This window comes from Xenorhabdus lircayensis (assembly GCF_016306625.1).
GTDB classification, from domain to species: Bacteria; Pseudomonadota; Gammaproteobacteria; order Enterobacterales; family Enterobacteriaceae; genus Xenorhabdus; species Xenorhabdus lircayensis.
Genome location: NZ_JACOII010000022.1, coordinates 164525 through 187983, shown reverse-complemented (window position 1 = coordinate 187983; position 23459 = coordinate 164525). Strand labels below are relative to the sequence as shown.

Sequence of the window (23459 nt, the reverse complement as noted above, 5' to 3'; positions counted from 1 at the left end):
CTTTTAGGAATAAAACAAAATGTGTGGAATTGTTGGTGCAGTAGCACAACGAGATATTGCAGAAATACTGATCGAAGGTCTTCGTCGCCTGGAGTACCGTGGTTATGATTCTGCGGGTATAGCTGTCGTTGACAGTGAAAACCGTATGACTCGCCTGCGTGAAGTTGGCAAAGTACAAATGCTGGTGGATGAAGCGGACAAACAGCCAGTGATCGGCGGTACGGGAATTGCCCATACCCGTTGGGCGACTCACGGTGAACCAAGCGAACGCAATGCCCATCCTCATGCTTCTGAACATATTGCGGTTGTGCATAACGGCATTATTGAAAACCACGAAGAACTGCGCGAAGAATTAAAAGCGCGTGGTTACTCCTTCTCTTCTGATACAGATACTGAAACTATCGCCCACCTTGTTCACTGGGAACAGCAACAAGGCGGCTCATTGCTGGAAGTGGTTCAGCGTGTTATCCCGCAATTGCGTGGCGCTTACGGCACTGTGATTATGGATAGCCGTCATCCTGACGTACTGGTGGCAGCGCGTTCTGGTAGCCCATTGGTGATCGGTCTGGGGATGGGAGAAAACTTCCTGGCATCTGACCAACTGGCTTTACTGCCAGTGACTCGCCGCTTTATCTATCTGGAAGAAGGTGATATCGCAGAAATCACTCGCCGTACTGTTCGCATCTTTGATGTGAATGGCGAAGCAGTTGAACGTGAGCAGATTGAATCCAACGTTCAGTATGATGCAGGTGACAAAGGTGTTTATCGTCACTATATGCAGAAAGAGATTTATGAACAGCCGATGGCTATCAAAAGCACATTGGAAGGCCGTTTAAGCAACGGTCAGGTAAATCTGTCAGAACTGGGTGCTAACGCTGCGGATTTACTGTCTCAGGTTGAGCATATCCAAATCGTTGCTTGTGGTACTTCTTATAATGCAGGAATGGTTTCACGCTACTGGTTTGAATCATTGGCGGGTATTCCATGTGACGTGGAAATCGCCTCTGAGTTCCGTTACCGCAAGCCTGCACGCCGTAAAAACAGCCTGCTGATTACCCTGTCTCAGTCTGGTGAAACGGCTGATACATTGGCTGCCCTGCGTTTATCCAAAGAACTGGGTTACCTGGCTACCTTGACCATCTGTAACGTAGCGGGTTCATCGCTGGTACGCGAATCTGAATTTGCCCTGATGACCAAAGCAGGCGCTGAAATCGGTGTAGCCTCTACCAAAGCCTTCACGACCCAGTTAACAGTATTGCTGATGCTGGTGGCTTACATGGGGCATCAGAAAGGCGCTGATGCGGCATTGGAACAAGATATTGTCCATGCCTTGCATGCCCTGCCAAGCCGCATTGAAAGCATGTTGTCCAAAGACAAACTGATTGAAGCATTGGCAGAAGACTTCTCTGAAAAACATCACGCCCTGTTCCTTGGTCGTGGCGATCAGTACCCGATTGCGGTTGAAGGTGCACTGAAACTGAAAGAGATCTCCTACATTCATGCAGAAGCCTATGCAGCTGGCGAACTGAAACATGGCCCATTGGCGCTGATTGATGCGGACATGCCGGTAATCATCGTTGCACCAAACAACGAACTGCTGGAAAAACTGAAATCCAACATTGAAGAAGTCCGCGCCCGTGGCGGTTTACTGTATGTCTTCGCAGATCAGGACGCAGGTTTCACCAACAGCGAAAACATGAAGATCATCTCCCTGCCACACGTAGAAGAATTGATCGCACCGATCTTCTACACTGTGCCACTGCAATTACTGTCTTACCACGTTGCGTTGATCAAAGGTACAGATGTGGATCAGCCGCGTAACCTGGCGAAATCGGTGACGGTGGAGTAATCGGCTAATGCACGTGTAAACCAAAACTAAATACTGTCTTAATCCGGTTATGCGTAAGCTGGCCGGATTTTTCATTTTCAGTGATATGATTTAATTTAAACGTTGCGATACTGTGACGAACCGAAATACTTAGGAAGTACTATGTCTCCCCAAATTGAAGCACAAAATTTAAGTGAACTGCAAAGCCGACTGTGGAATATAGCCGATACCCTGCGTGGTAAGATGAATGCTGATGAATTTCGTGACTACTGCTTAGGATTTATCTTCTACAAATATCTTTCTGAAAAATTCGTGGCCTATGCAAACAAAATCCTTGCTGAAGACGGGATTAAGTACAATAAACTCTCGACAGAGCATTCGGCGTATAAGGATATCGTAGAAGCGGTAAAAGAAGACAGCATCCAGACTCTGGGTTACTTCCTGCCCCCCACTGATCTGTTCCACATTATGGCGGAACGTGTTGCGAAAGACCCTAAAGGTGCTGGCACCGGATTTATCTTGGAAGATCTGGCGACCACGCTGCGCAATATTGAACAAAGTACATTGGGTACAGATTCAGCCGATGATTTTAGCAATCTATTTGAAGATCTGGATTTAGGCTCCAGTAAACTGGGTAGCACTGCAAAAGCGAAAAACGAGTTAATCGGTAAAGTGATCACTGAATTCGACAAGCTGAGCTTTGACCTGAGTGAAGCCAGCTCCGATATATTAGGTGATGCTTATGAATATCTGATTGGTCAATTCGCTTCTGGGGCAGGTAAAAAAGCGGGTGAGTTTTATACCCCACAGCCTGTTTCGACTTTATTGGCGAAAATCGTCACTACCTACAAGCTGAAACTGAAAAACGTTTATGACCCAACCTGTGGTTCTGGTTCACTGCTACTACGCGTAAAACGTGAAGCTTCGTCGGTGGGGAAAATTTACGGTCAGGAGATGAACCCTACCACCTATAACCTGGCGCGAATGAATATGATCCTGCATGGTGTTCACTATGCAGATTTTGAAATTATTCAGGAAGATACGCTGGAATATCCGCAGCATATGCACCTGAAGTTTGATGCGATTGTTGCCAATCCACCATTCTCGGCGAAATGGAGCGCCAGCCCGCTGTTTATGAACGACGACCGTTTTGCCCAGTACGGCAAACTGGCACCCTCCAGCAAAGCGGATATGGCATTTGTACAGCATATGTTCCACCACCTGGAAGATGACGGCACCATGGCGGTGGTTCTGCCACACGGCGTGTTGTTCCGTGGCGCAGCGGAAGGGCATATCCGCCAGTTTATGATTGAAAAGTTGAATTGTATTGATGCTGTGATCGGCCTGCCGGCCAATATCTTCTTCGGCACCAGCATTCCGACCTGCGTACTGGTACTGCGTAAGTGCCGTAAGCACAACGACAGCATTCTGTTTATCGACGCCAGCAATGACTTTGAGAAGGTGAAAACTCAGAACCGCCTGCTACCGGAACATATCGATAAGATTGCCGACACCTATAACGACTGGAAAGCGGTGGAGAAATATAGCTATATTGCCACATTGGAAGAGATCCGTAATAACGATTACAACCTCAATATTCCCCGCTATGTGGATACCTTTGAAGCGGAAGAGGAGATTGATCTCAATGCCGTGGCGCAGGAAATTCGCGAACTGGAAGGGAAAGTGGCAGAGATCGATAAAATCATAGCCGAGTTATGTCAGGAACTGGGGATTAATACGCCATTTACGCTGGCAGAGGGGGATAAGTGATGGTACCGAAGCTGCGATTTAAGGAGTTTAATTCGCCGTGGATGCAAGTTAAATTCAATTCCATTGCTAAATTTTTCTCCGGGGGAACCCCAACTTCAACATGTTCTGACTATTATGGGGGTAATATACCGTTTATAAAATCAGGAGAAATCAGTAGCGATAAAACACAGCAATATTTGACTGAATTAGGATTGAAAAATTCCTCGGCTAAACTCGTTTGTAAAGGAGATATTCTTTATGCGCTTTATGGTGCAACGAGCGGGGAAGTGTCACTATCTCGATTAAATGGTGCTATTAACCAAGCTATTTTGTGTATACGTTCTGAACAAAACTCATACTTTTTGTACTCTTATCTTAGGAAACTTAAAGGTGATATAACGAGTAAATTTTTGCAAGGTGGGCAAGGAAATCTTTCTGCTGAAATAATTAAATCCCTTCAAATATCTATACCAAGTAATGTAGAACAAACCAAAATCGCCAATTTTTTATCCTCTGTTGACAAAAAAATCACGCTGCTGAACAAGCAGTACGACCTGCTATGCCAGTACAAAAAAGGCATGATGCAAAAGATTTTTAGTCAGGAGTTACGGTTTAAGGATAAGAATGGGGAAGCGTTTCCGGAGTGGGAAGAGATGGAGTTAAAAGAAATAGCTTCCAAGGTAAATACTAAAAATAGAGATAATTCAGTAAGAACAGTTCTAACTAATTCTGCCACGCAAGGCATTGTCAGCCAAGAGAGTTACTTTGAAAGAGATATTGTGACAGAGGGTAACTTAACAGGATATTACGTAGTTAATATTGGTGATTTTGTATACAACCCGAGAATATCTTCAACTGCACCAGTTGGCCCTATAAAAATGAATGAATTGATCCAAGGAATTATGTCTCCTTTGTATACGGTTTTTCGTTTTGAAAAAGGGTTATTAAAGTTTTATCAATATTTTTTTGAAAGTTCAATTTGGCATAATTACATAAAAAATATAGCTAATAGTGGCGCCAGACATGACCGTATGAATATTTCAGGAGCAGGTTTCTTTGGTCTTCCTGTAGCTCAGCCTGTTGAGGAAGAACAAACCAAAATCGCCAACCTCCTCTCCGCAATCGACGACAAAATCACTGCTAAAAAAACGGAGCTGGACAAACTAAAGATCTGGAAGCAAGGATTGCTACAGCAAATGTTCGTATAAATATCTCTGGTTCCGTTAATATCGAGTCTGCGCTACATATAAATATAAGGCATTAAAAATTAATGACAACGCAAAGCGAATACGAGTTAGAAACGCAACTGGTGGAACAACTGGTCGGGATGCATTACGAGCTGGTGAATGTCACTGACGAAGCCAGTATGAAAGCCAACCTGAGAAAACAGATTGAAATTCATAACCGAATAGAAGGCTCCCCGCTTACAGACAGTGAATTTAACCGTGTTTTTCTGCACTTGACCAAAGGTAATGAGGTAATCGATCGCGCCAGAACTTTGCGAGATCGCTACCCGTTATTGAGAGATGATGGCACTGAGAAATGGCTTAGCTTTATTAATAAAGAAGAGTGGTGCCAGAACGAGTTTCAAGTTACTCGTCAGGTTAAACAATTCAATGCCGAGCAAAACAGCCGTAAAACCCGTTTTGACGTTACCTTACTGATCAACGGACTACCTCTGGTGCAGATCGAGCTTAAGCGTCGTGGATTGGGGCTAAAAGAAGCGTTTAACCAGATAGACCGTTATCATCGAGATGCTTTCTGGGTCGGTAGTGGCCTGTTCCAGTATGTGCAGATTTTTATCATCAGTAACGGCGTGGATACCAAATACTACGCCAACAACCGCGCCAACCATTTCGAACAGACCTTTTTCTGGACGGATGAAAAAAACGAGCCGATTAAGTCGCTGGAGAAATTTTCCGATGCGTTCCTGAAGGTGTGTCATATCGCCAAAATGATCACCCACTACACGGTGTTGAACGAAACTCGTAAGTGCCTGATGGTGATGCGTCCGTATCAGTTTTACGCCTGCGAAGCGATGATCCATCATGTCAGGGAAAGCCTGCATATTCCGGGGAAACCGCGCAACGGTTATATCTGGCACACCACCGGTTCAGGCAAGACACTGACTTCGTTTAAGGCCAGTCAGGTAATCATGTCGATGCCGGAAGTGGATAGGGTCATTTTTGTTGTCGATCGCCGGGATCTTGATTACCAAACAGCGAAAGAGTTTAACTCCTTTGTCAAAGACAGCGTGGACACGACCAATAACACCAGTACGCTGATTAAGCACCTGAAGGCCACCTGTAGCAAATTAACGCTAACCACCATTCAAAAGCTGAACAACGCCATCACTCACGAAGGTTATAAAGCACAGCTGGAACACCTGCGCAAAGAGCGCATCGTTTTTATCTTTGACGAATGTCACCGCAGCCAGTTTGGCGACACTCATAAAGCGCTCGTTAATTTTTTTGAGAATGCCCAATTGTTCGGTTTTACCGGTACGCCGATTTTTGCCGATAACGTTAATATCACCAATGGCATCAAGCAAACGACCGAAAGTCTATTTGACGAATGTTTGCATAAATACGTTATTGTCGATGCCATCCGTGACGAAAACGTACTGCGTTTTGCCGTGGAATATGTTGGCACCTATAAGCGTAAAGAAAGTAATAATGAAATTGATATCGACGTGGAAGATATCGATACCAAAGAGGTGATGGAGAGCGAGATTCGGCTGGGAAAAATTACCGACTATATTCTGGCGCACCACAACGCAAAGACCCGCAGCCGCGAATTTACCGCCATGTTTTGCGTCGGGTCGGTGGAAATGCTGATCGCCTACTATAAGTTGTTTAAAGAAAAACAGGCTGCACTTATGGCCGCAGATGTGAACTATAAACCGCTGAAGGTCGCAACCATCTTCACTTATGCCGCCAACGAAGCGGATAAAAGCGATAAAGAGGCGGTGAACGGGCTGTTGGATGAAGAAGATATCAGTCTTCCACAGGGCGGTAAAGTGGATGTCTCAAGTCGGGATCACCTCGACAGCTTTATCAAGGATTACAACGAGCTGTATGGCACCAGCTACTCTGCCAATGACTCGCAGAGTTTTTATAATTATTACAAAGACATCGCTAAGCGCACCAAAGAGAAGGGTATTGATATCCTGCTGGTAGTGAATATGTTCCTGACCGGCTTTGATAGCTCATTATTGAACACACTATACGTGGACAAAAATTTGCGTTTTCACGGTTTGGTGCAGGCGTTTTCTCGTACCAACCGCATCCTTAATGAGAAGAAAAGCCACGGTAATATCGTCTGTTTCCGCAATCTGAAAAAAGCCACGGATGATGCTATAGCACTGTTCTCCAATAAAAATGCATCTTCTGTTGTACTGGTTAAGTCATTTGAAGAATATCTGAGCGATTATCAGGCCTCGGTTGATTATTTATTGGCCTTAACCCCGACAGTCGAAAGTGTGGACGATCTACCGGATGAACATGCCCAACTGGTATTTGTTAACGCATTTCGAGATGTGATGCGTTTGAAAAATATTCTTGAAACCTTCGCTGATTTTGATGGTGTGAGTAAGCCATTGTCTGAGCAAATTCTGGCTGACTACACCAGTAAATATCTCGATATTTACGACAAAGTGAAAAAGCACTCCGGTAAAGAAAAAGTATCCATTCTGGATGAGGTGGATTTTGAAATTTCTCTGATCCATCGTGATGAAATTAACGTCGGTTATATCCTCAAATTACTTGCAAATATTCAGTCAATGTCGCCAAAAGAGCAGCAGGAGCAGAAGAAAAAAGTGATGGAGATCATTGATAGCGATGTGACGTTGCGCAGTAAACGTGAACTGATTAATAACTTTATCGAACAAAATCTTCTGCATGTAGCGCATGATGAAGATATCACCCAAGTGTTTGAAACTTATGTCGAGCGGGAAAAAAACAAAGCATTAACGACACTATGTGCTGAAGAACGTCTAGATTTCATAAAGTTAACGGAGTTGGTGAACAATTATCTGTTCACCAACGTGATGCCACGTGAGGATGAGGTTGCTGCAACACTGACTTGGACTCCGAAGATTCTGGAACGTAAGACCGTTCGTGCACGTGTATATGAGCGGGTGTGTAGCGTGATTGAAACCTTTATTAATGGGATTAGAGGATTCTGACAATAAGATGACTGTCTTGAGTAGCACTATCATTGATACGGCGTTATGTGTGTAACAACAAAAAGGTCAAAATAATAAAATGGAAACAATAAAAATCTCTGATATGGCACCAGAACTTGTAGAAATAGCCTCTGAATCTCTTGGGGAAAAAGTTGACGTGGTAAAGTTATTAGCCAATTTTTTCAACCAAGTGCATATTATTGAACGTTTCAATGTCTTTAATATTGAGAACATTTCTGGCTGGGAGAATTGGTTTCAGATTGAGTTGGCCTATTTTTTACACCATCATGTCACAGTCCAAGATAGGGAATGGTGGCGAGAATTTAACATTAAGTGGGATGGAATGCCCGCTGATATGGGAAAATGTAAGCCAGATTTTTGGCTCTGGGCTGGTGAAAAAGATAGCTTTTACCTTTTAGAATTAAAACAAAATGCTAACTTGAGTACAGCACTTAATGGAGTAGCAGAAGATATTAAAAAACTTAGTACTTTAACTAATGATAAAAAATTCAATGCTATTGGTTATAAGAGAGAATACATCTGTAAAGGTAAATTTTTCGCCCTTGTTTCAAAAGTTAATCCAGAAAGCAATAAAACGCCTGTCGGAGTTACTGAGGCTTACAGCGGTTCTATTGGTAATAATGGTTATCATTTTGTTATATATAGCACCTGTGAGTAGGATGACTGACACCGATAATTGTTATCATTCATAGTGGTGTAACCTGTTAACCCTCATTTTTTAAATGTACGGCTGATAGCCGTACTTTTTCGTTTGTTAAAGTTGATCACTTGTAGATCTGAATGATTGAATAGACAACACTATCAAATACTATCATAAGGGTACAAATATGAGTCTCATTCCCCAAACAGTTCGCTAAACCGCAACAACTTTTTTTACCGGAATTTTTTCATCGGTAGTTGTTGCGGCGATCTCTTCCCGTTGATCATTCATAGGCAGATTGCCGCCGGATTTCACTTTCTGAGCGGATTTTTTTGTCATGTCTAATAAAACTACGCCCGTTTGGGGCTATTCTCTATCGTCAGCGCTTGTGCTGATGGTTCCTATTGATCTCCTTGCTTCATTGGCAATGGATGTGTATCTGCCGGTCATTCCGGTTATGCCAGCAGCACTTGATACTTCACCTGCTATGATCCAACTGACGTTAAGCGTCTACATACTTTTGCTGGGATTAGGCCAGATGATTTTTGGCCCGCTGTCGGATCGTATCGGTCGGCGGCCCGTGGTATTAAGCGGCGTTTTGCTTTTTTCTATCGCTTCCTTTGCCCTTGCCATGACAAGTATTGGTGCATTGTTTGTTGTCTTGCGGATTTTACAGGCATTGGGTGCATCGGCAGCTCTGGTGGCGACTTTTGCTACCGTTCGGGATGTTTATGCTGACAGGCCTGAAAGTAGCATTATTTATGGTCTATTCAGTTCCATGCTGGCGTTTGTGCCTGCGCTCGGGCCTATTCTCGGCTCGGTCATTGCGCTTGCTTTTGGCTGGAGAGGGATCTTTGTGATGCTTGGCTTGCTGGGGCTGTTGGCATTCAGTCGTGCGCTACCCCGATGGCATGAGACACGACCACCGAAGCAGAATAAACATGGATTAGCCATTGCGTTGATTTTGTCTAATAAGTCTTTCTGGATCTATACCCTTGGATTCAGTACTGCGATGGGGTCATTTTTCGTATTTTTCTCTACTGCCCCCCGTGTACTTGTCAGTCGTACCGGTTTTTCTCAAATGGAGTTCAGTATAGCGTTCGCGACGGTCGCACTCGTCATGATTGTCGTGGCGCGTTTCGCGAAATTTTTTGTGTCACGTTGGGACATTCCGGGAAGCTTTGTACGAGGCTCATTTGTCATGATGGCGGGAGCCATTATTCTGGCGATTTGTGCTGTCTTTTCAAAACAGTCGTTTATGACTTTCGTGGTGCCAATGTGGTTGATTGCGGTTGGCATGGTGTTCGTCGTTTCGGTCACGGCAAATGGAGCGCTTCGGGATTTTGGCGATGCCTCGGGCACTGCTGTCGCGTTGTACTACAGCATCCAAAGTCTGATTGTGGGCGGAGTGGGTACGCTCATGACTTTGGTGCTTGATGGCGATACGGCTTGGCCATTGGTAGCTTATTGCTTCGGAATGTCAGCCGTAAGTTTCATTGCATTCACGGTATTGAAACAGAAGATAAGAAAATAGTATGGATCTCCGACATCTTCACTATTTTTTTGCAGTAGTCGAAGAATTCCATTTTGTCTGTGCAGCCGAGAGGCTGCACATTGAGCAGTTTTTACAGTCTATTCTTTTTAAAATTGACTAACAGCTAAATTAATTGCTAAAGCTATAAATATTAAACCTGTTATTTTATTTAAAACCGTTTGTATTGATGGTGTATCAGATAAAACAACGCTCAAAAAAACAGATAAATAGGATATGAGTGTAAATACTAAAAAAGAAACAACTACAAATATTAACCCCAGATAGAATAGCTGAAATGGAATGGGTGTTATATTTTCACTATCAGTCGTAAATTGAGGGAGAAAAGCTAAAAAGAAAATAATAATTTTTGGATTTGATAAATTCATTATCAATCCTTTTTTTATGAATTTATTTTTTCCATTAAATTTTTCATTACTGTCTTTAAAGTAAACTGGCTTTACATTGAACGCTCCCCAAGACAGATAAATTAGATAAAGCACGCCCAATATCCTGATAATTTCAAATGCTACAGCGTTTTCTCGTAAAATCGCTGAAATTCCTAATGAAACTAAAGATGTGTGTATTACTAAGCCAATACATAGGCCAATGGTAATTGATATTCCAACTTTACGCCCATTTATTGCAGATTGACTTAACACAAAAATATTATCAGGGCCCGGTAAGAAGCATAAAAATGTTGAAATACTGATAAATGTAACGAGTGTTTCTATGGATATCATATTTATTACCAACATTATAAAAGATTAAGTTCAGTGGGTATAAAAATCAATATGTTAATGTTTTTATTGAAAATGTGTTTTTATATTAATGCAAATAAAATTTATATAAAAGATGGAAAAGCTACTGATAAGTATGAATTAATTTCATACCCTGTTTTATCGTTCTTTCAAGATGAGATTGGATTAAAGGAAAGCAAATCTCTCTGAACCATTTATGCTCTGGATCTTGCTGATGCTTGGCATGCCACAGTAAGTAGTATTTATGTGATTGAATTTCAATGGGTAAGCGTTTTATCTGCAAATCATAATGTTGAGCGAAATCAGCAGCAATATGAAGCGGTATGGTTAACATGGTGTCTGTTTTTAATAACAATTCAATAGCCGCCTGGAAAAACGGAACTGTAGCAGAAATATTACGCTTTAGGTTCATCATTGCTAATTTATGATCAACAGGGCTATTCTTGTCTCCACCACCACTAATGAGAATATGTCGTCCGTTAATATAATCCTTAATAGTCATATCACTATCAAACTTGGCAGGTTTATTTCTAAATACAACGACCAATTGGTCTTCAGCCATTATCTTACCGTATAAATTATCAGGTATAGAATCGGCAATAGTTGCAGCTAAATCAACATCTTGATCAGAAAATTTATTCAGGTTGTCCTTATGCCACAATGTATATTCAATGCTTGCATTAGGCGCTTCTATTTCAATACGACAAAATATAGACGGTAAGATAGCTTGGGCAACATAGTCGCTGGAAGCTAAGGTAAATACTCTTTTGCAAAGGCTTGGTTCCATTGATTCTGGAGCATATAAATTATCTAATTGTTGCATCAGAACTGGAAGTTGTTCTTTCAGTTTCTCTCCTTTCTTCGTGAGGATGAATTTATTTGCCTCTCTTACAATAATCTTGTCATGAAAATCTTCACGAAGCTGATTCAATGTTTTACTCATTGCAGACTGTGTAACATCTAGCCGCTTTGCGGATTCAGTGAGATTAAGCGTTTGCAGGATTGATATTAAAGCTGGAAGTAGTTTGTAATTATTCAAGATGTGCTTTCCGTGTGGTAATTATCTGATTATTATAATAAATATAAGTAATTAACGTTTAAATTTCTCGGTTAGTTAACATAGTGATACTCCCCCCACATAAATGCAAATGGTTGCCCCAGCAAATAAAAAATAACATGACAGATTGAACAAGGTACTTATCTGATTAGGACAGCATTTTTGCAGGAGAGGTAACATGGATAGCCATTATGATGTTTTGATCATGGGAGCGGGCGTTGCTGGCATTGGTATGGCATGTCATTTAACAAGAGAATGCCCTGATAAGAAGGTGATTATCTTAGAGCGTCGTCATGCTATCGGCGGTACTTGGGATTTATTTCGTTATCCGGGAATCCGTTCAGATTCGGATATGATGACCTTTGGCTATAAATTCCGACCTTGGTCTGAAACTAGTGTTTTTGCTGATGGGCCTTCAATTAAAAATTATGTCAATGAAACAGCAAAAGAGTATGGCATTGATAAAAAAATCCAGTTTGGGTTAAAAATTACTAACGCGGACTGGTCAAGTGTGACCAGCCAATGGAGTATTACTGCTGTTGAGGAAGCCAGTGGAGAAACCCGAATCTTTACCTGTAATTATCTGATCGCAGCGACGGGTTATTATAACTATGATGAAGTATATTTACCCGAGTTCCCTGGCATTGAAGATTTCAAAGGGCCAGTTATTCATCCTCAACATTGGCCTGATGGTCTGAGTTATAAGGGTAAAAGGGTTGTTGTGATTGGTAGTGGGGCAACAGCAGCCACGTTAGTTCCAACAATGGCGAGTGATACCGAACATATCACCATGCTACAGCGCTCCCCCAGTTATTATTTGTCTGTCCCTGGAAAAGATAAAATTTCCGAATATCTTAATAAATTTATGCCAAAACGTTGGGTTTACACACTCAGCAGAAATCGCAATCTTTTTATTCACCGTTTACTTTATAAAACCAGCCGACACTTACCTACTGTGCTGAAATCATTTTTACTGTCATCTGTTCGTAAAAGAGTCGGGCAAAATTTTAATATGAATCACCTGACGCCAAAATACATGCCTTGGGATGAACGTCTGTGCGTGATCCCCTATGGTAATTTTTTAAAAGCCCTGAAAGAAGACAAAGCTTCTGTCGTGACCGATAAGATAGAACGTTTCACTGAAAAAGGCATTTTGTTGCAATCCGGTCAGGAATTACCAGCGGATATCATCGTTTCCGCGACTGGACTGAAATTACTGCCTCTTGGTGGTATCGAAATTTCTATTGATGAGCAAAAACTACAGGGCAATGATCGTATGCTCTACAAGGGAACCTTGATTCAGGACATCCCTAATTTTGCCTATTTGTTTGGGTATATCAACAGCTCTTGGACATTGAAAGTTGATCTATCCGCAAATTATGTCTGCCGGTTATTGAAAGAGATGGATCGTCGTGGGGCTAAGTCTGTAACACCCTATGCTCAACCAGGTGAAATGCTGAAACACGAAAACATTTTTGGTGAGTTGCAATCGGGTTATATCAGGCGAGGTGATGAAGGCCTTCCACGTCAGGGACGTAGCCCGAATTGGCATGTTCCACATGATTATAAAAAGGATAAAGAAGTATTGGGGCAGCCTGTAGATGACGCGGAATTACGGTGGAAATAATTTCAGAACAATTTCCAACAAAAAGTCGAGTATGCTTGTTCTATCTGAGAAATATTTTTGAGCTGGCCAATGACGTTTTCTAGCAGAAAGCGTCTTCTTGACATCAGATTATCCCGTAGCAAATTCTGAGACTATACTGCCTGCTCAACATGTTGATGTATACCGATGTAAGCAAAAACGACTACAATGACGCTCAAGCGATTGCCATTCCTTTTATCTGAAAAGCTCTCTTGCAATACAGAGGAAGGCCATATACAAATCTCTGATTATTCACTATTTACTTAACGGCACCACATTGATAATGCCCATAATGAAACCTAAGAATGAAAAATTTGAAGAAAAACAACATAGTATTTTAAAAGATGCGATAAAACTCCTTGTTCAAGGAGGAAGTCGCCCTTTTAGTATGAGATCTCTGGCTAGCCATTGTGGAATAACTCTTGGGAATTTACAGTACTATTTTCCTAATATAGAATCTTTATTAGAGGGTTTGTTCAATCAAGTTATTGAGGATGCAACTACAAGATTACAACTTGCTAATACTGAGCATAATGAGCTTGATGTTTTACTGGATATCATAGTAAATAATTTACAAGACATGTCGTTATGTACCTTGACGTTAGAAACATGGTTAGCTAGCCGCCACTCAGACAAACTACATAAAACCCTAACTAAATTTTATCAACGTTATATTGATCAGATTATTATTATCTTGCGTAATTACTGTTCAGATATGCCTGTAAATATCAGGAAAGAGAAAGCATTAATGTTGGTTTCTTTATTTGAGGGTTTGTCCATTTTGTATTTCTATCATAACAATGAAAACTGTGACTTTGATTTAAGTAAGCGTTTACGCTTTACTATAAGTGCTATTATAGAATCAGAATAAAATAATCCGTAAAGAATATCTTTACGGATTATTTAAGGATTGAGTAATTTTTCAAAGCCACTTTTTATTCTATATTATTATTAATACTAAAATTAACATTTTCTGAAGATAATAACGATTTGAGTTTTTCAACATCTAAAAATCTTTCACCAGTATTTAAAATTGTTGAATGATTATTCTGTATATGTTCAGCCAACTGAATCAATAACGCAGCAGCTCCTGTCGCTGTTAAATGTGTTTGTCCTTTTGGATCATTAATTTGCAGACATACACATTTACGGTGTCCTTTCTTATCAACTCCTTGTATGTCGGTGCGGATTTGATGCTGATGCCCTTCACCTGGATTATATAAAATTTTTCTACGAAACCCGGTAGCTCTCTTGCCTGATAATAGTTTCCAAATCCCCTTCTTAACCAAAAAAGCTAATAATTGATTACTCTTAGGATCATCAAAACCAATTCTGGTTGCAACAGTTTGTGCATTTGTAATTATGGGGAAGATAAATTGCTCTGGCATATCAATACGAAAAACTTTATGGCTGTTACCATCACTAAATAAAACAGTTCTCTCATCAGAAAAAGGGAGAATCTTTTGGTACTTTCCATTTTGCTTTACAGTAAAAGGAATTGTTAACCTATCCATATAATCAATTGAATTTGGGCCTGCTTTATCGTTCAAAGCATATAAGACACTCATATCAATACTATCAATGCTTGAAAATGACTTACTGATATCATTGATGAGTGTCGCTACTATGCTAGCCATCCACGACGATGCAAAAACCATAGTACTTCTTTTTTGATTTTGCATGATTGTTGCCTTACTTAATGCAACCTGCAAACGTTCAGTCCAACGAGTTATATCCACATACGCAATATTATTCTGATGTGCAAAATGTAATAATTTATCTTGTGGATCATTAACAAGTGCTAACACAATGTCAATTTTTAGTTCATCCGGTAAATATGGATTTTCCACATCAAAGGATAGGCCCCTGGAATTCTTTAAATTTTTAGAGGCTTTTTTTGCTTTATTAATATCTCTACCAGCAATAACTAATTGTAAATCTGGCCTATACTGATTGAGAATTTGTGCTACTTGCTGACCAACAACACCATAGCCACCAACGAGTAATACAGATATGTTCTTCATTTTATGATCCTTAAGGCATTCAATGATCTCTAAAATTAAGTCAATTGACCTAATTTTAGAGATCATTGAATTTATTGCAATATATTTATAATGAATTGATTTCAAATAAAAATATTTTCAATTAAGGATCTATCTTACTTAGCCATAGCCTATTGAGGTAATTAAATATAATGATAATTTTAGGTCGAGGGCGATGACATCATCGTCCTGTTATCTCTAAACATCCTGTCTATGGTTATTGGTGAATATCTAAAATGGGGATAATCAACTATCCCCAATCACCTAAAACTCACGATTCGTGATGATCCACTTCTTGGTAAGCCAAGAGAAAACCAGCCCTGCTATGACACCAAAAATATGCCCTTCCGTTGAAACATCCTCTTGCCACGGTAACAAGCCAAAGGCGATCCCGCCGTAATAGACAAATACCAGAATGGCAAAGAAAAAATCCTTGGCTCTTCTCAGGAAGTAAGCATTAGCTAACAGTAACCCCCACAGGCCAAAAATCCAGCCGCTGGCACCAACATGAATGGCGGAGCGACCGAATAACCAGACCAGAATCCCTTCCATAAAGATAATAAACAGGCTGGCAAGCACATAATAACGAATGGAGTGAGTCATCAGTAAGGCACTCAATACCAATAGTGCGGGAAGGTTACTGAACAGATGTTCCCAGTTGCCATGCAGGAAAGAGGATAGCGGAATACCAATCAACCCTTGAGCATATCGGGGAATAATGCCGAAATTGCTTAATGCGCCACCGGTTAAGGCATTAAGCAATTGGATGATGATGAGTATTGATGCCAACCCTATTAGAATATGAAAGCGTTGTTTAAACCTTACTGTCATCACTGCCACCCTGTTGAAAATTTGAAATGATATACCAAGATATTTTTTCCTATAATAACAAGGAATATGTCTATTATCGGATATATCTTACTGGTGGGTTATCTGCCTTATTTTTTACCCCATTGATTTTATTTTCCAGTAAGGTGAGCTTTTTTGCAGTTTATGCAGGTTGTTTGGCACCTGTAATTTTGGATAGTTTTCTGCCACTACCAGTATCTTCTGCAAAGCGTTGGTGATTTCATAGTTAATCTGGATCTTTTGGTTAGTCTGATGGCTGGTAAAGTAGCGTTCGCGTAGCTCTACCAGTTCCAGCCGCAGTGCTTTTTAGTGTGGTATGGATTGTTCGGCAATACTCACCAATTCTGGGATTTCATCCACCCTTCTGTTTTAGCAGTACATCAATATTAGCAAATGCGTTATCAACGTTATTGCTCAGCAGAACCAGATGGCTATAGAGGGTGATTCCTCCGCTTATCCCACAGACAAGCAGGAGGAAAATCACCATAACTGTAATTATTATTTCCATTTCTTTTGGTTCCTTCCCTTAATTCTTCGAATGACTGCCCAGAGCCTGAACGCTTTCAACCAAATCCGCAAGTTGGGCAACAACACGATCGCCTACATCGGCATTATCTCCACCCAATGCTTTATTTCGCATAAAGTCACGTTTGATTTGTTGCCAGCGTTGCGCCTCTTCTGATGTCATAGTGCCACGAATTTCTGCCAGTTTAAGCAGGTTTTCTTCGGCTCCGCTTGTCAACAATTGGGCTTCACCTAAATAGTGATCATCAATAATGCGTCGTATTTCTTCGGCATTCATTACCGCAGAGACTTTTTCGCTGAGTTTGTTCATATTGCGGTAGCTGCCCTGTAATTTGAACGATGGCTCTGTGCGGTATTTATCAGATTGCGCAGCGCTGGCAATGTATTGTTGGTTCACCTTGAACACGATATTCCGCATCATCAGCAGGTGCTCAAGGATCGCGACGATTTCAGTGATCTCAGCTTCGCTGTAGGGATAACTCAAGCCATTGCTGGAGAAGGGCTTACCCATCGCTTTGTCGATAAACTGATACAGATCGTGCATATCGCGCAATGCCAGCGGAGCCAGTACCGGATTCGATGTTAGGCTGTTTTCGATATAACTCTGCGTAAATGCTTCTTCCATAAAGTGCAGATCCACTTCACTGAAACGAGCATTAAGTGCTTTTTCCAATAAAACCAGTACTACAGCTTCTGAAATATAGCCTTTCAGCGGAGCAAATTCTTGTAGGGAACAGAGGCCATTCAGCCAGTTCTCCACCAGCATCCAGCGCCGGGCTAAACGTTGGCCGAGGTTTTGTTGTGACTGGTTGAAATCCCCCCACATATGGGCTTTTTCCAGTTCGGATTGCAATCCTTCCAACAGCGTACGGGCATATTTACTGAAATGGAATTCCACACCCGTCTGACTTAGAGCCAAACTCAGGTATTCCGCAGCTTGTGTCTGCTGGTAAGGTTCACATTTGATGGGGTGGCGTTCAAGGAACAGGCTGATTTCTGCTTCGATTTCAGCCTGTAGATCCAATAAGCCTGCATCATTGCGGAAAAGCTGATAAATATTGGTGCAGGTACGGGCACGTTCTGGCCACAATGCTGGCTGTTCTTCGCGTTGAACCTGTTCCCAGAAAAGCACTGCAATCCCTCTGGCATGAGGATTGAATCGCAAAAGGTCGGCACTTTCCCCCACGGGGATTAATTTGCGCAGGATTGCTACGGCGTCATGGTCATGGAAACCTTTTTCGTATCCTTCTTTATAGCGAGGCGCGGCAAACTCACGCACGGTTTTTTCCAGCGTGTCCGGCTTGCTTAACAGAGATTTCAGCCCGTCCAGTGTCAGGCCATCATGCTCTTTGCTCGCTGCGTAAATCAGTGAATAAGCAAGATACTCCGCGCGATAAACTTGTGGTGACTCTGATTCAAGGGCAATCGACCAATAGGGTTTCAGGATTTCAGAGATGCAAGTTCTGGGCTATCAATCGGCTCCTGATAATCCGTTCCTGTCAGGTGTAGATAGAGGTGATCACCCCAAGGCAGGATGGTGAGATCCAGCTCTTGGGTATTGACGCTGAAACGATGGCGCGGGCCAAGTTTGATAATGTTGCCGCCATCTTCGTAGATTTCGGTTTTATCCCGTAGGCTGCGAATGGCTTGATCTCGTGCCGCCTTGAATTTAGCATCGATATCATCCGCTTTTACGCTGTCTTTCAGTTCCCGCAAGCGTTCAACGATTTCGCGGGTTTTCAGCGATAGGGTATCGGAAGCACAGAAAGCATTCAGTTCATCAAGGGAAGAGAATTTTGCTGTTCGGCGACTAATGCTATCCAGCAAGCGCTCTGCCGCAACTTGTAAATTCTGGGCTTTGCGCTGACGTTCATCCAGCAGTGACTGTTTGTGGGTTTCAAAGGTTTCCAGCAACTCTTCACGTTTGTCCAGAATGTCATTCAAGAACTCATCGTGATCACTGAATTGGGTTTCCAATTCTTCCAGTTGTACCAGCAGGCGGGAGAGTTGTTCGTCACAACGTTCTGGATCGGTAGACAGCGTCAGGGCATTGGTGACCCCTTGACTGAATAATTTAAATTGCGCTCCGAACTGAGCAACGGATTCAACAGCTCCCTGTTCCTTGCGGCGTTGTTGCAGTCTGGCGCGTGCTTGGTTCAGCAGGGCGTAAATTTCGGAAATTGACTCAATGATATGGGTCTGCTGGGTGGTATCTTCGAATTTCAGCGAAGCCATCAAGTTTGACAGCATATCCAGATCGGTGGATATTTTCTCCATACCCGCCAGCGGCTCGGTAAGCTGGGCTCGATTGGCTGCGACCTGAACTTGTTTTTCCAGTTCTTGTAATTGCCGGGTAAATGGCTGTAATGCTTTTTCGCTGGCAAGGAACTCGGCAGTCGCCAGAGAAATGCGTTGCTGACTATCAGCCAGTTGCGTTTCCATTTCATCAAGGCGGGACAGATCGATATAACGGTGATCCCGCAGCGTGATCAAATGACCACGCTGGATGCTCAAACTGTTTAAGGCTTCAATAAATTGCTGAGTCTCTGTCCAGCTTTCCGGTGTCATCGCTGACAGTAATTCTTTCTGATGCGAGGTGGCTTCATTCATGGCCCGAATAGACTGACGACGGATACTTTCTACTTTTTCGTATTCATCCAGTACCTTCTCGCCAGTATTGGCGATCTCTTTCAGCAATCCAGAAATATTCGGGCCTTGTTCGTCATTTACCGTCGCAACGATGATCAGGAAAGGCATGAAATCTGCCATGGCAATATCTGACATGTATTTCTCCATTTTATTTTGGGGCGAACTTGTTTGGGGGCTAACGGGTAGGGCGTCAGGAACCCAGAACTTAAGCTGCTATTCATCCATGACCGAAATGTTGAGTGAGCATGTCAGATAGCAAGGTTTTTACGATAGTGATTTAATGTTAAATGGCGGCAAGTTAGTCGCTATCTCTGTTATCTTTCAAGTTGCTGCTTTGTTGGCTGCGCTGCAACTTGAAATCTATTGGGTATACAACTTAAATTCGTCTTCACTGACCACGGTGTAACTGTGGGTCGCGGCGTCATAGCTGATCAGCACGACAGGGTCGCCACGAGTAATACCGTCACTTTCTGGTGCCCGTACCTGTAAGATCAGACTGGCTCCGTGATTGTCCATCAGGGCTTCACCACGCTGCTCAGTCACGATGGGAGAACGAACTTCGGCGACGTTGCCAATTAGGTTATCGACACTGTTGGAGCGATTGAGTTTGGACAGTTTCGGTTGCAATGGGCGCAATAACATTGCTGTCAGCAATAAGGCAATGAAACTCACGACAAAGAAAGTGACAGTTCCAAGTAAATAACGGATCACATCGGTTTCAATGAAACGGAGCATCAAGTGCACGCTGAAATAACTCAGAGGCCAGCCAATCAGAGTAATCAGTGTAATAATGACGGTGCCGGGAATGCCTGTGAGGCCGAGTTTTGTCAACCAGCCAGGGAGGTCGCATCGGAACCATCCACATCCATATTCAAGATATCAATATCAAGTAAACCAAAAGCGGCGCATATCCAATAAAACAAAACGATGAATAACAGCCCGCTGAAAATAACAACCGGAAAAGCCAAACAATTTTGTAGGAAAAGCGCCATCAGAATGCTATCTCAAGACGATGATGATTATTAAATAACACTTAATTAAATCAGGTTTCAGAATAAGTTAACAGGAGAAAAGAGGGGTTTTTTGAAACTTATCGCAATAATTAGATAACCCCGATTTATTGATATTCCTCATGGGTATTGAGCGATAAATATACCTGATTGTTAGGTTTATGCCGAAATGAAATGGTGAGTGCCAAAATGGCCGAAAAATATAAATTAATTTTCTCATAAAGTGAAAGTTAGTAGTGGAAAAATCTAATGTCGCAACATGAATAAGGCATAGAGATAAGTCAATTAATTAGCTGATATCTGATAAATAATTAATAATTAATAATAATATTAACTATAGATATTATTATTTTGAACAGAAGCGGATAGGGCTCTTTCTTACTGTCTATATTGAGCTCCTTCACTCTACAGTTCGGTCATGGCATCAAAAGACAGTTGTCAGCAACGAAAAGTTGAGTTATTGTTATGTTATAATATAACGTTATGAGGTGGGCGAATATCCCTATATGTCTTGATTGAAGTGTCATTGAAATCACACACTTTTATACCGGCAAGCAAAAGGGGTTGTCGCAAGAAGGAAGTTCGGCACGTTTCCATAAAAGCTTTGGTCGTTTTTTGGGCGAAAAATAAAGAGGATTATTCATGCAGGTATTGAGTTCATTGAAAACAGCAAAACAACGTCACTCTGATTGCAAGGTAGTTCGCCGTCGTGGTCGGTTGTATGTCATTTGTAAATCTAATCCGCGTTTTAAGGCCGTTCAGGGCAAAAAAAAGGAACACTGATCAAGAGCCTACAGTTTTGCTGTAGGTTTTTTTTATTCTTTATTCCCATCTCATTGATGTTCATATAATTAAATCATAATCCAATTCTTAATTCAGTCACTTTTTTCGCTTGTTTGTTTTTGGTTTTTCGTTCTAATAATGAATGGATAATTAATTGCGTGAATAATCCACTAAATTGCCATCGTATTCATACTATGAGTGTGAAAATGGTGAAGGTAGCAATGGCATATAAGGAACAATTATCATGAAAAATATTCAAGTTTTTAGAGGGTTTTATACTTTCGAAGATACTTACCGTAGTTGTCCCCGTTTATCGGTGTGTGCTCATGGAGAATATAATAAAAATAATTTCATCGGATATTTATTGGTTCCAAATGCAAATCGACAAGTAGGAAAAATGACACCTAATGAATTACATAATCAATTGTTCAAAGAAAGAGGAATAATAGATAGATTTCGTTATATTCGCCTGATTGTATGTGATGCTGCAACCTGTGAGAAGGATTACCCAGATTCTCCTTACAACTTTGATGAATCTTTTGCTTCAGCGTTTTCTAAATTGTGCCCAAATAAGATTATCATTGGTTATATAGGGCCTATTTATGGACGTACTGTTGATTTTGATGAATCAAATTTGAGTTACAGACATGACCGAGATGTTCATCGTCATGAAGAGGTGTTTAATATAGGGCATATTTATCAACTTCATTTTGGAGATCTTTCTAGAAAAAGGATGGCCAAAACTGCTTTTATGGCCGAGAAAGAAGCCTATTCAAAGGTAGAAACCAATGATCCTATTACTCCCATACCTTTCTTGAGACCTAAAGTACGGGGGAAGGCAGTCAATCATTTTGATGAAAGTATGGTAGGAAATGCTTCAATATGGTTTAAAAATGGCAAACGCATCCATGCAGAAATGCTGCTGCTATAGTTCATAAATATACTTGCACCTTTCGCCATATTTTGTCAGTTTTAATGCTATTAGTGGTGTCTGATGAACATCTTTCAAGGCAGGGTAAACATGATGAAAAAAGTAGGTTTTATCGGCTGGCGTGGTATGGTCGGCTCAGTATTGATGCAGCGGATGGTGGAAGAGCGGGATTTTGACGAGATAGCTCCGGTTTTCTTCACAACCTCCCAACACGGGCTAGCTGCCCCGGAATTTGCAGGGAAATCAGGTGTTTTACAGGATGCTTTTGATATCGAGGCACTGAGTGCGCTGGATATTATCATTAGCTGTCAGGGTGGGGATTACACCAACGAAATTTATCCCAAACTGAGAGCAACAGGCTGGCAGGGATATTGGATCGATGCGGCTTCTGCGCTGCGCATGAATGATGATGCTGTCATTATTCTCGATCCCGTTAACCATCAGCATATTCATAATGGCCTGAATAAAGGCATCAAAACGTTTGTTGGCGGTAACTGTACTGTTAGCCTGATGCTGATGTCATTGGGTGGCTTGTTTGCCAATGATTTGATCGAGTGGGCATCGGTATCGACCTATCAGGCAGCTTCTGGCGGTGGTGCTCGCCATATGCGTGAGCTGCTGGTGCAAATGGGGATGCTGCATAATCAGGTTGCAGACAAGTTACAGAATCCTGCTTCCGCTATTCTGGATATTGAGAAACGCGTAACCGATTTCACCCGTAGCGGTACATTGCCGACGGATCAATTTGGCGTTCCTTTGGCGGGGAGCCTGATTCCGTGGATTGATAAGCAACTGGAAAATGGGCAAAGCCGAGAAGAGTGGAAAGGCCAGGCAGAAACCAACAAGATTTTGAATACGGGCAATAATGTGATTCCGATCGATGGCCTGTGTGTCCGTATTGGGGCATTGCGCTGCCATAGTCAGGCATTTACCCTGAAATTGAAAAAAGATATCCCGATCCATGAAATTGAAACGCTGCTGGCTTCCCATAATGATTGGGTGCGCGTAATTCCGAATGATCGTGATTTGACGATGCGGGAGTTAACGCCAGCTGCGGTTACAGGGACATTGAATACGCCAGTGGGCCGTCTGCGTAAGCTGAATATGGGGCCGGAATATCTATCTGCATTTACCGTTGGTGATCAGCTGCTGTGGGGCGCGGCAGAGCCACTGCGTCGTATGTTGCGTATTTTGCTGTAGAAAAATTTTAATAGTTATTGAGTTCGTGGAAATAGACCGCCAATTGGTATAG

General features: G+C 41.9%; 19 protein-coding genes and 1 pseudogene. 11 read left to right on the top strand and 9 right to left on the bottom strand.

What is annotated here, in order from left to right:
• Positions 1-19: 19 nt before the first annotated feature.
• The 5 genes from glmS to H8A87_RS05150 all read left to right on the top strand — a co-directional run bounded on the left by glmS (position 20) and on the right by H8A87_RS05150 (position 8442).
• Positions 20-1849: a glutamine--fructose-6-phosphate transaminase (isomerizing) gene (gene glmS / locus H8A87_RS05170; RefSeq protein WP_198688920.1), complete on the top strand. Its 1830-nt coding sequence runs from the start codon at positions 20-22 to the stop codon at positions 1847-1849.
• 141 nt (positions 1850-1990) lie between these two features.
• Positions 1991-3598 carry a type I restriction-modification system subunit M gene (locus H8A87_RS05165; RefSeq protein WP_198688919.1) on the top strand — a complete coding sequence of 536 codons (1608 nt, stop codon included), beginning with the start codon at positions 1991-1993 and terminating at the stop codon, positions 3596-3598.
• Positions 3598-4785 (top strand): restriction endonuclease subunit S, encoded by a 1188-nt coding sequence (locus H8A87_RS05160; protein WP_198688918.1) that lies wholly within the window; start codon positions 3598-3600, stop codon positions 4783-4785. The genes H8A87_RS05165 and H8A87_RS05160 overlap by 1 nt, the downstream gene beginning before the upstream one ends.
• Before the next feature lie 62 nt (positions 4786-4847).
• Positions 4848-7763, top strand: coding sequence for a type I restriction endonuclease subunit R (locus H8A87_RS05155; protein WP_198688917.1), 2916 nt, complete (start codon positions 4848-4850; stop codon positions 7761-7763).
• Between the two features lie 79 nt (positions 7764-7842).
• Positions 7843-8442 carry a hypothetical protein gene (locus tag H8A87_RS05150; RefSeq protein ID WP_198688916.1) on the top strand — a complete coding sequence of 200 codons (600 nt, stop codon included), beginning with the start codon at positions 7843-7845 and terminating at the stop codon, positions 8440-8442.
• Positions 8443-8637: 195 nt separating this feature from the next.
• Here H8A87_RS05150 and H8A87_RS20180 read toward each other — a convergent pair whose 3' ends face one another.
• Positions 8638-8763 carry a hypothetical protein gene (locus tag H8A87_RS20180; protein WP_269749517.1) on the bottom strand — a complete coding sequence of 42 codons (126 nt, stop codon included), beginning with the start codon at positions 8761-8763 and terminating at the stop codon, positions 8638-8640.
• On the opposite strand from H8A87_RS20180, the gene cml reads away from it, so the two are divergent.
• Positions 8762-9958, top strand: coding sequence for a CmlA/FloR family chloramphenicol efflux MFS transporter (gene cml, locus H8A87_RS05145; protein ID WP_198688915.1), 1197 nt, complete (start codon positions 8762-8764; stop codon positions 9956-9958). The genes H8A87_RS20180 and cml overlap by 2 nt on opposite strands.
• Before the next feature lie 107 nt (positions 9959-10065).
• Here cml and H8A87_RS05140 read toward each other — a convergent pair whose 3' ends face one another.
• Complete coding sequence (locus tag H8A87_RS05140; protein WP_198688914.1) at positions 10066-10698, bottom strand: LysE family translocator; 633 nt, start codon at positions 10696-10698, stop codon at positions 10066-10068.
• 121 nt (positions 10699-10819) lie between these two features.
• Positions 10820-11755: a LysR family transcriptional regulator gene (locus tag H8A87_RS05135; RefSeq protein WP_198688913.1), complete on the bottom strand. Its 936-nt coding sequence runs from the start codon at positions 11753-11755 to the stop codon at positions 10820-10822.
• 196 nt (positions 11756-11951) lie between these two features.
• On the opposite strand from H8A87_RS05135, the gene H8A87_RS05130 reads away from it, so the two are divergent.
• Complete coding sequence (locus H8A87_RS05130; RefSeq protein ID WP_198688912.1) at positions 11952-13400, top strand: flavin-containing monooxygenase; 1449 nt, start codon at positions 11952-11954, stop codon at positions 13398-13400.
• Between the two features lie 310 nt (positions 13401-13710).
• Positions 13711-14289 carry a TetR/AcrR family transcriptional regulator gene (locus H8A87_RS05125; RefSeq protein WP_198688911.1) on the top strand — a complete coding sequence of 193 codons (579 nt, stop codon included), beginning with the start codon at positions 13711-13713 and terminating at the stop codon, positions 14287-14289.
• 64 nt (positions 14290-14353) lie between these two features.
• Here the strand turns inward: H8A87_RS05125 and H8A87_RS05120 are convergent, their stop codons facing one another.
• The 6 genes and pseudogenes from H8A87_RS05120 to H8A87_RS05095 form a co-directional block, all read right to left on the bottom strand.
• Positions 14354-15442 (bottom strand): saccharopine dehydrogenase family protein, encoded by a 1089-nt coding sequence (locus tag H8A87_RS05120; RefSeq protein WP_198688910.1) that lies wholly within the window; start codon positions 15440-15442, stop codon positions 14354-14356.
• Positions 15443-15724: 282 nt separating this feature from the next.
• The gene (locus H8A87_RS05115) at positions 15725-16291 is read right to left on the bottom strand and encodes a rhomboid family intramembrane serine protease (protein ID WP_198688909.1); all 567 of its coding nucleotides are present in this window, start codon (positions 16289-16291) and stop codon (positions 15725-15727) included.
• Positions 16292-16405: 114 nt separating this feature from the next.
• Complete coding sequence (locus H8A87_RS20400) at positions 16406-16597, bottom strand: LemA family protein (protein ID WP_408646862.1); 192 nt, start codon at positions 16595-16597, stop codon at positions 16406-16408.
• Between the two features lie 64 nt (positions 16598-16661).
• Positions 16662-16817 carry a hypothetical protein gene (locus H8A87_RS05105; protein ID WP_198688908.1) on the bottom strand — a complete coding sequence of 52 codons (156 nt, stop codon included), beginning with the start codon at positions 16815-16817 and terminating at the stop codon, positions 16662-16664.
• Positions 16818-16835: 18 nt separating this feature from the next.
• A pseudogene (locus tag H8A87_RS20615) lies at positions 16836-19561 on the bottom strand (DUF7902 domain-containing protein); the annotation flags it as partial.
• Between the two features lie 282 nt (positions 19562-19843).
• Positions 19844-20314 carry an NfeD family protein gene (locus H8A87_RS05095; protein WP_232370084.1) on the bottom strand — a complete coding sequence of 157 codons (471 nt, stop codon included), beginning with the start codon at positions 20312-20314 and terminating at the stop codon, positions 19844-19846.
• 821 nt (positions 20315-21135) lie between these two features.
• Between H8A87_RS05095 and ykgO the strand changes: the two genes are divergently transcribed.
• The 3 genes from ykgO (at position 21136) to asd (ending at position 23407) form a co-directional block, all read left to right on the top strand.
• Entirely contained in the window at positions 21136-21276 is a 141-nt protein-coding gene (gene ykgO / locus H8A87_RS05090) for a type B 50S ribosomal protein L36 (protein WP_198688907.1), read from the top strand.
• 244 nt (positions 21277-21520) lie between these two features.
• On the top strand, positions 21521-22207 hold the full coding sequence (locus H8A87_RS05085) for a hypothetical protein (protein WP_198688906.1): 687 nt from the start codon (positions 21521-21523) through the stop codon (positions 22205-22207).
• A 93-nt stretch (positions 22208-22300) separates the two neighbouring features.
• Positions 22301-23407, top strand: a complete 1107-nt coding sequence (gene asd, locus H8A87_RS05080) for an aspartate-semialdehyde dehydrogenase (protein ID WP_198688953.1) — start codon at positions 22301-22303, stop codon at positions 23405-23407.
• The last annotated feature ends 52 nt before the right edge of the window (positions 23408-23459 follow it).

Coding starts and splice junctions, on each gene's coding strand:
- H8A87_RS05155 (WP_198688917.1), top strand. CDS start 4,848: ATGACAACGCAAAGCGAATACGAGTTAGAAACGCAACTGGTGGAACAA.
- H8A87_RS05130 (WP_198688912.1), top strand. CDS start 11,952: ATGGATAGCCATTATGATGTTTTGATCATGGGAGCGGGCGTTGCTGGC.
- glmS (WP_198688920.1), top strand. CDS start 20: ATGTGTGGAATTGTTGGTGCAGTAGCACAACGAGATATTGCAGAAATA.
- H8A87_RS05165 (WP_198688919.1), top strand. CDS start 1,991: ATGTCTCCCCAAATTGAAGCACAAAATTTAAGTGAACTGCAAAGCCGA.
- H8A87_RS05160 (WP_198688918.1), top strand. CDS start 3,598: ATGGTACCGAAGCTGCGATTTAAGGAGTTTAATTCGCCGTGGATGCAA.
- ykgO (WP_198688907.1), top strand. CDS start 21,136: ATGCAGGTATTGAGTTCATTGAAAACAGCAAAACAACGTCACTCTGAT.
- H8A87_RS05150 (WP_198688916.1), top strand. CDS start 7,843: ATGGAAACAATAAAAATCTCTGATATGGCACCAGAACTTGTAGAAATA.
- cml (WP_198688915.1), top strand. CDS start 8,762: ATGTCTAATAAAACTACGCCCGTTTGGGGCTATTCTCTATCGTCAGCG.
- H8A87_RS05140 (WP_198688914.1), bottom strand. CDS start 10,698: ATGATATCCATAGAAACACTCGTTACATTTATCAGTATTTCAACATTT.
- H8A87_RS05085 (WP_198688906.1), top strand. CDS start 21,521: ATGAAAAATATTCAAGTTTTTAGAGGGTTTTATACTTTCGAAGATACT.
- asd (WP_198688953.1), top strand. CDS start 22,301: ATGAAAAAAGTAGGTTTTATCGGCTGGCGTGGTATGGTCGGCTCAGTA.
- H8A87_RS05125 (WP_198688911.1), top strand. CDS start 13,711: ATGAAACCTAAGAATGAAAAATTTGAAGAAAAACAACATAGTATTTTA.
- H8A87_RS05120 (WP_198688910.1), bottom strand. CDS start 15,442: ATGAAGAACATATCTGTATTACTCGTTGGTGGCTATGGTGTTGTTGGT.
- H8A87_RS05105 (WP_198688908.1), bottom strand. CDS start 16,817: ATGGAAATAATAATTACAGTTATGGTGATTTTCCTCCTGCTTGTCTGT.
- H8A87_RS20180 (WP_269749517.1), bottom strand. CDS start 8,763: ATGACAAAAAAATCCGCTCAGAAAGTGAAATCCGGCGGCAATCTGCCT.
- H8A87_RS05115 (WP_198688909.1), bottom strand. CDS start 16,291: ATGACAGTAAGGTTTAAACAACGCTTTCATATTCTAATAGGGTTGGCA.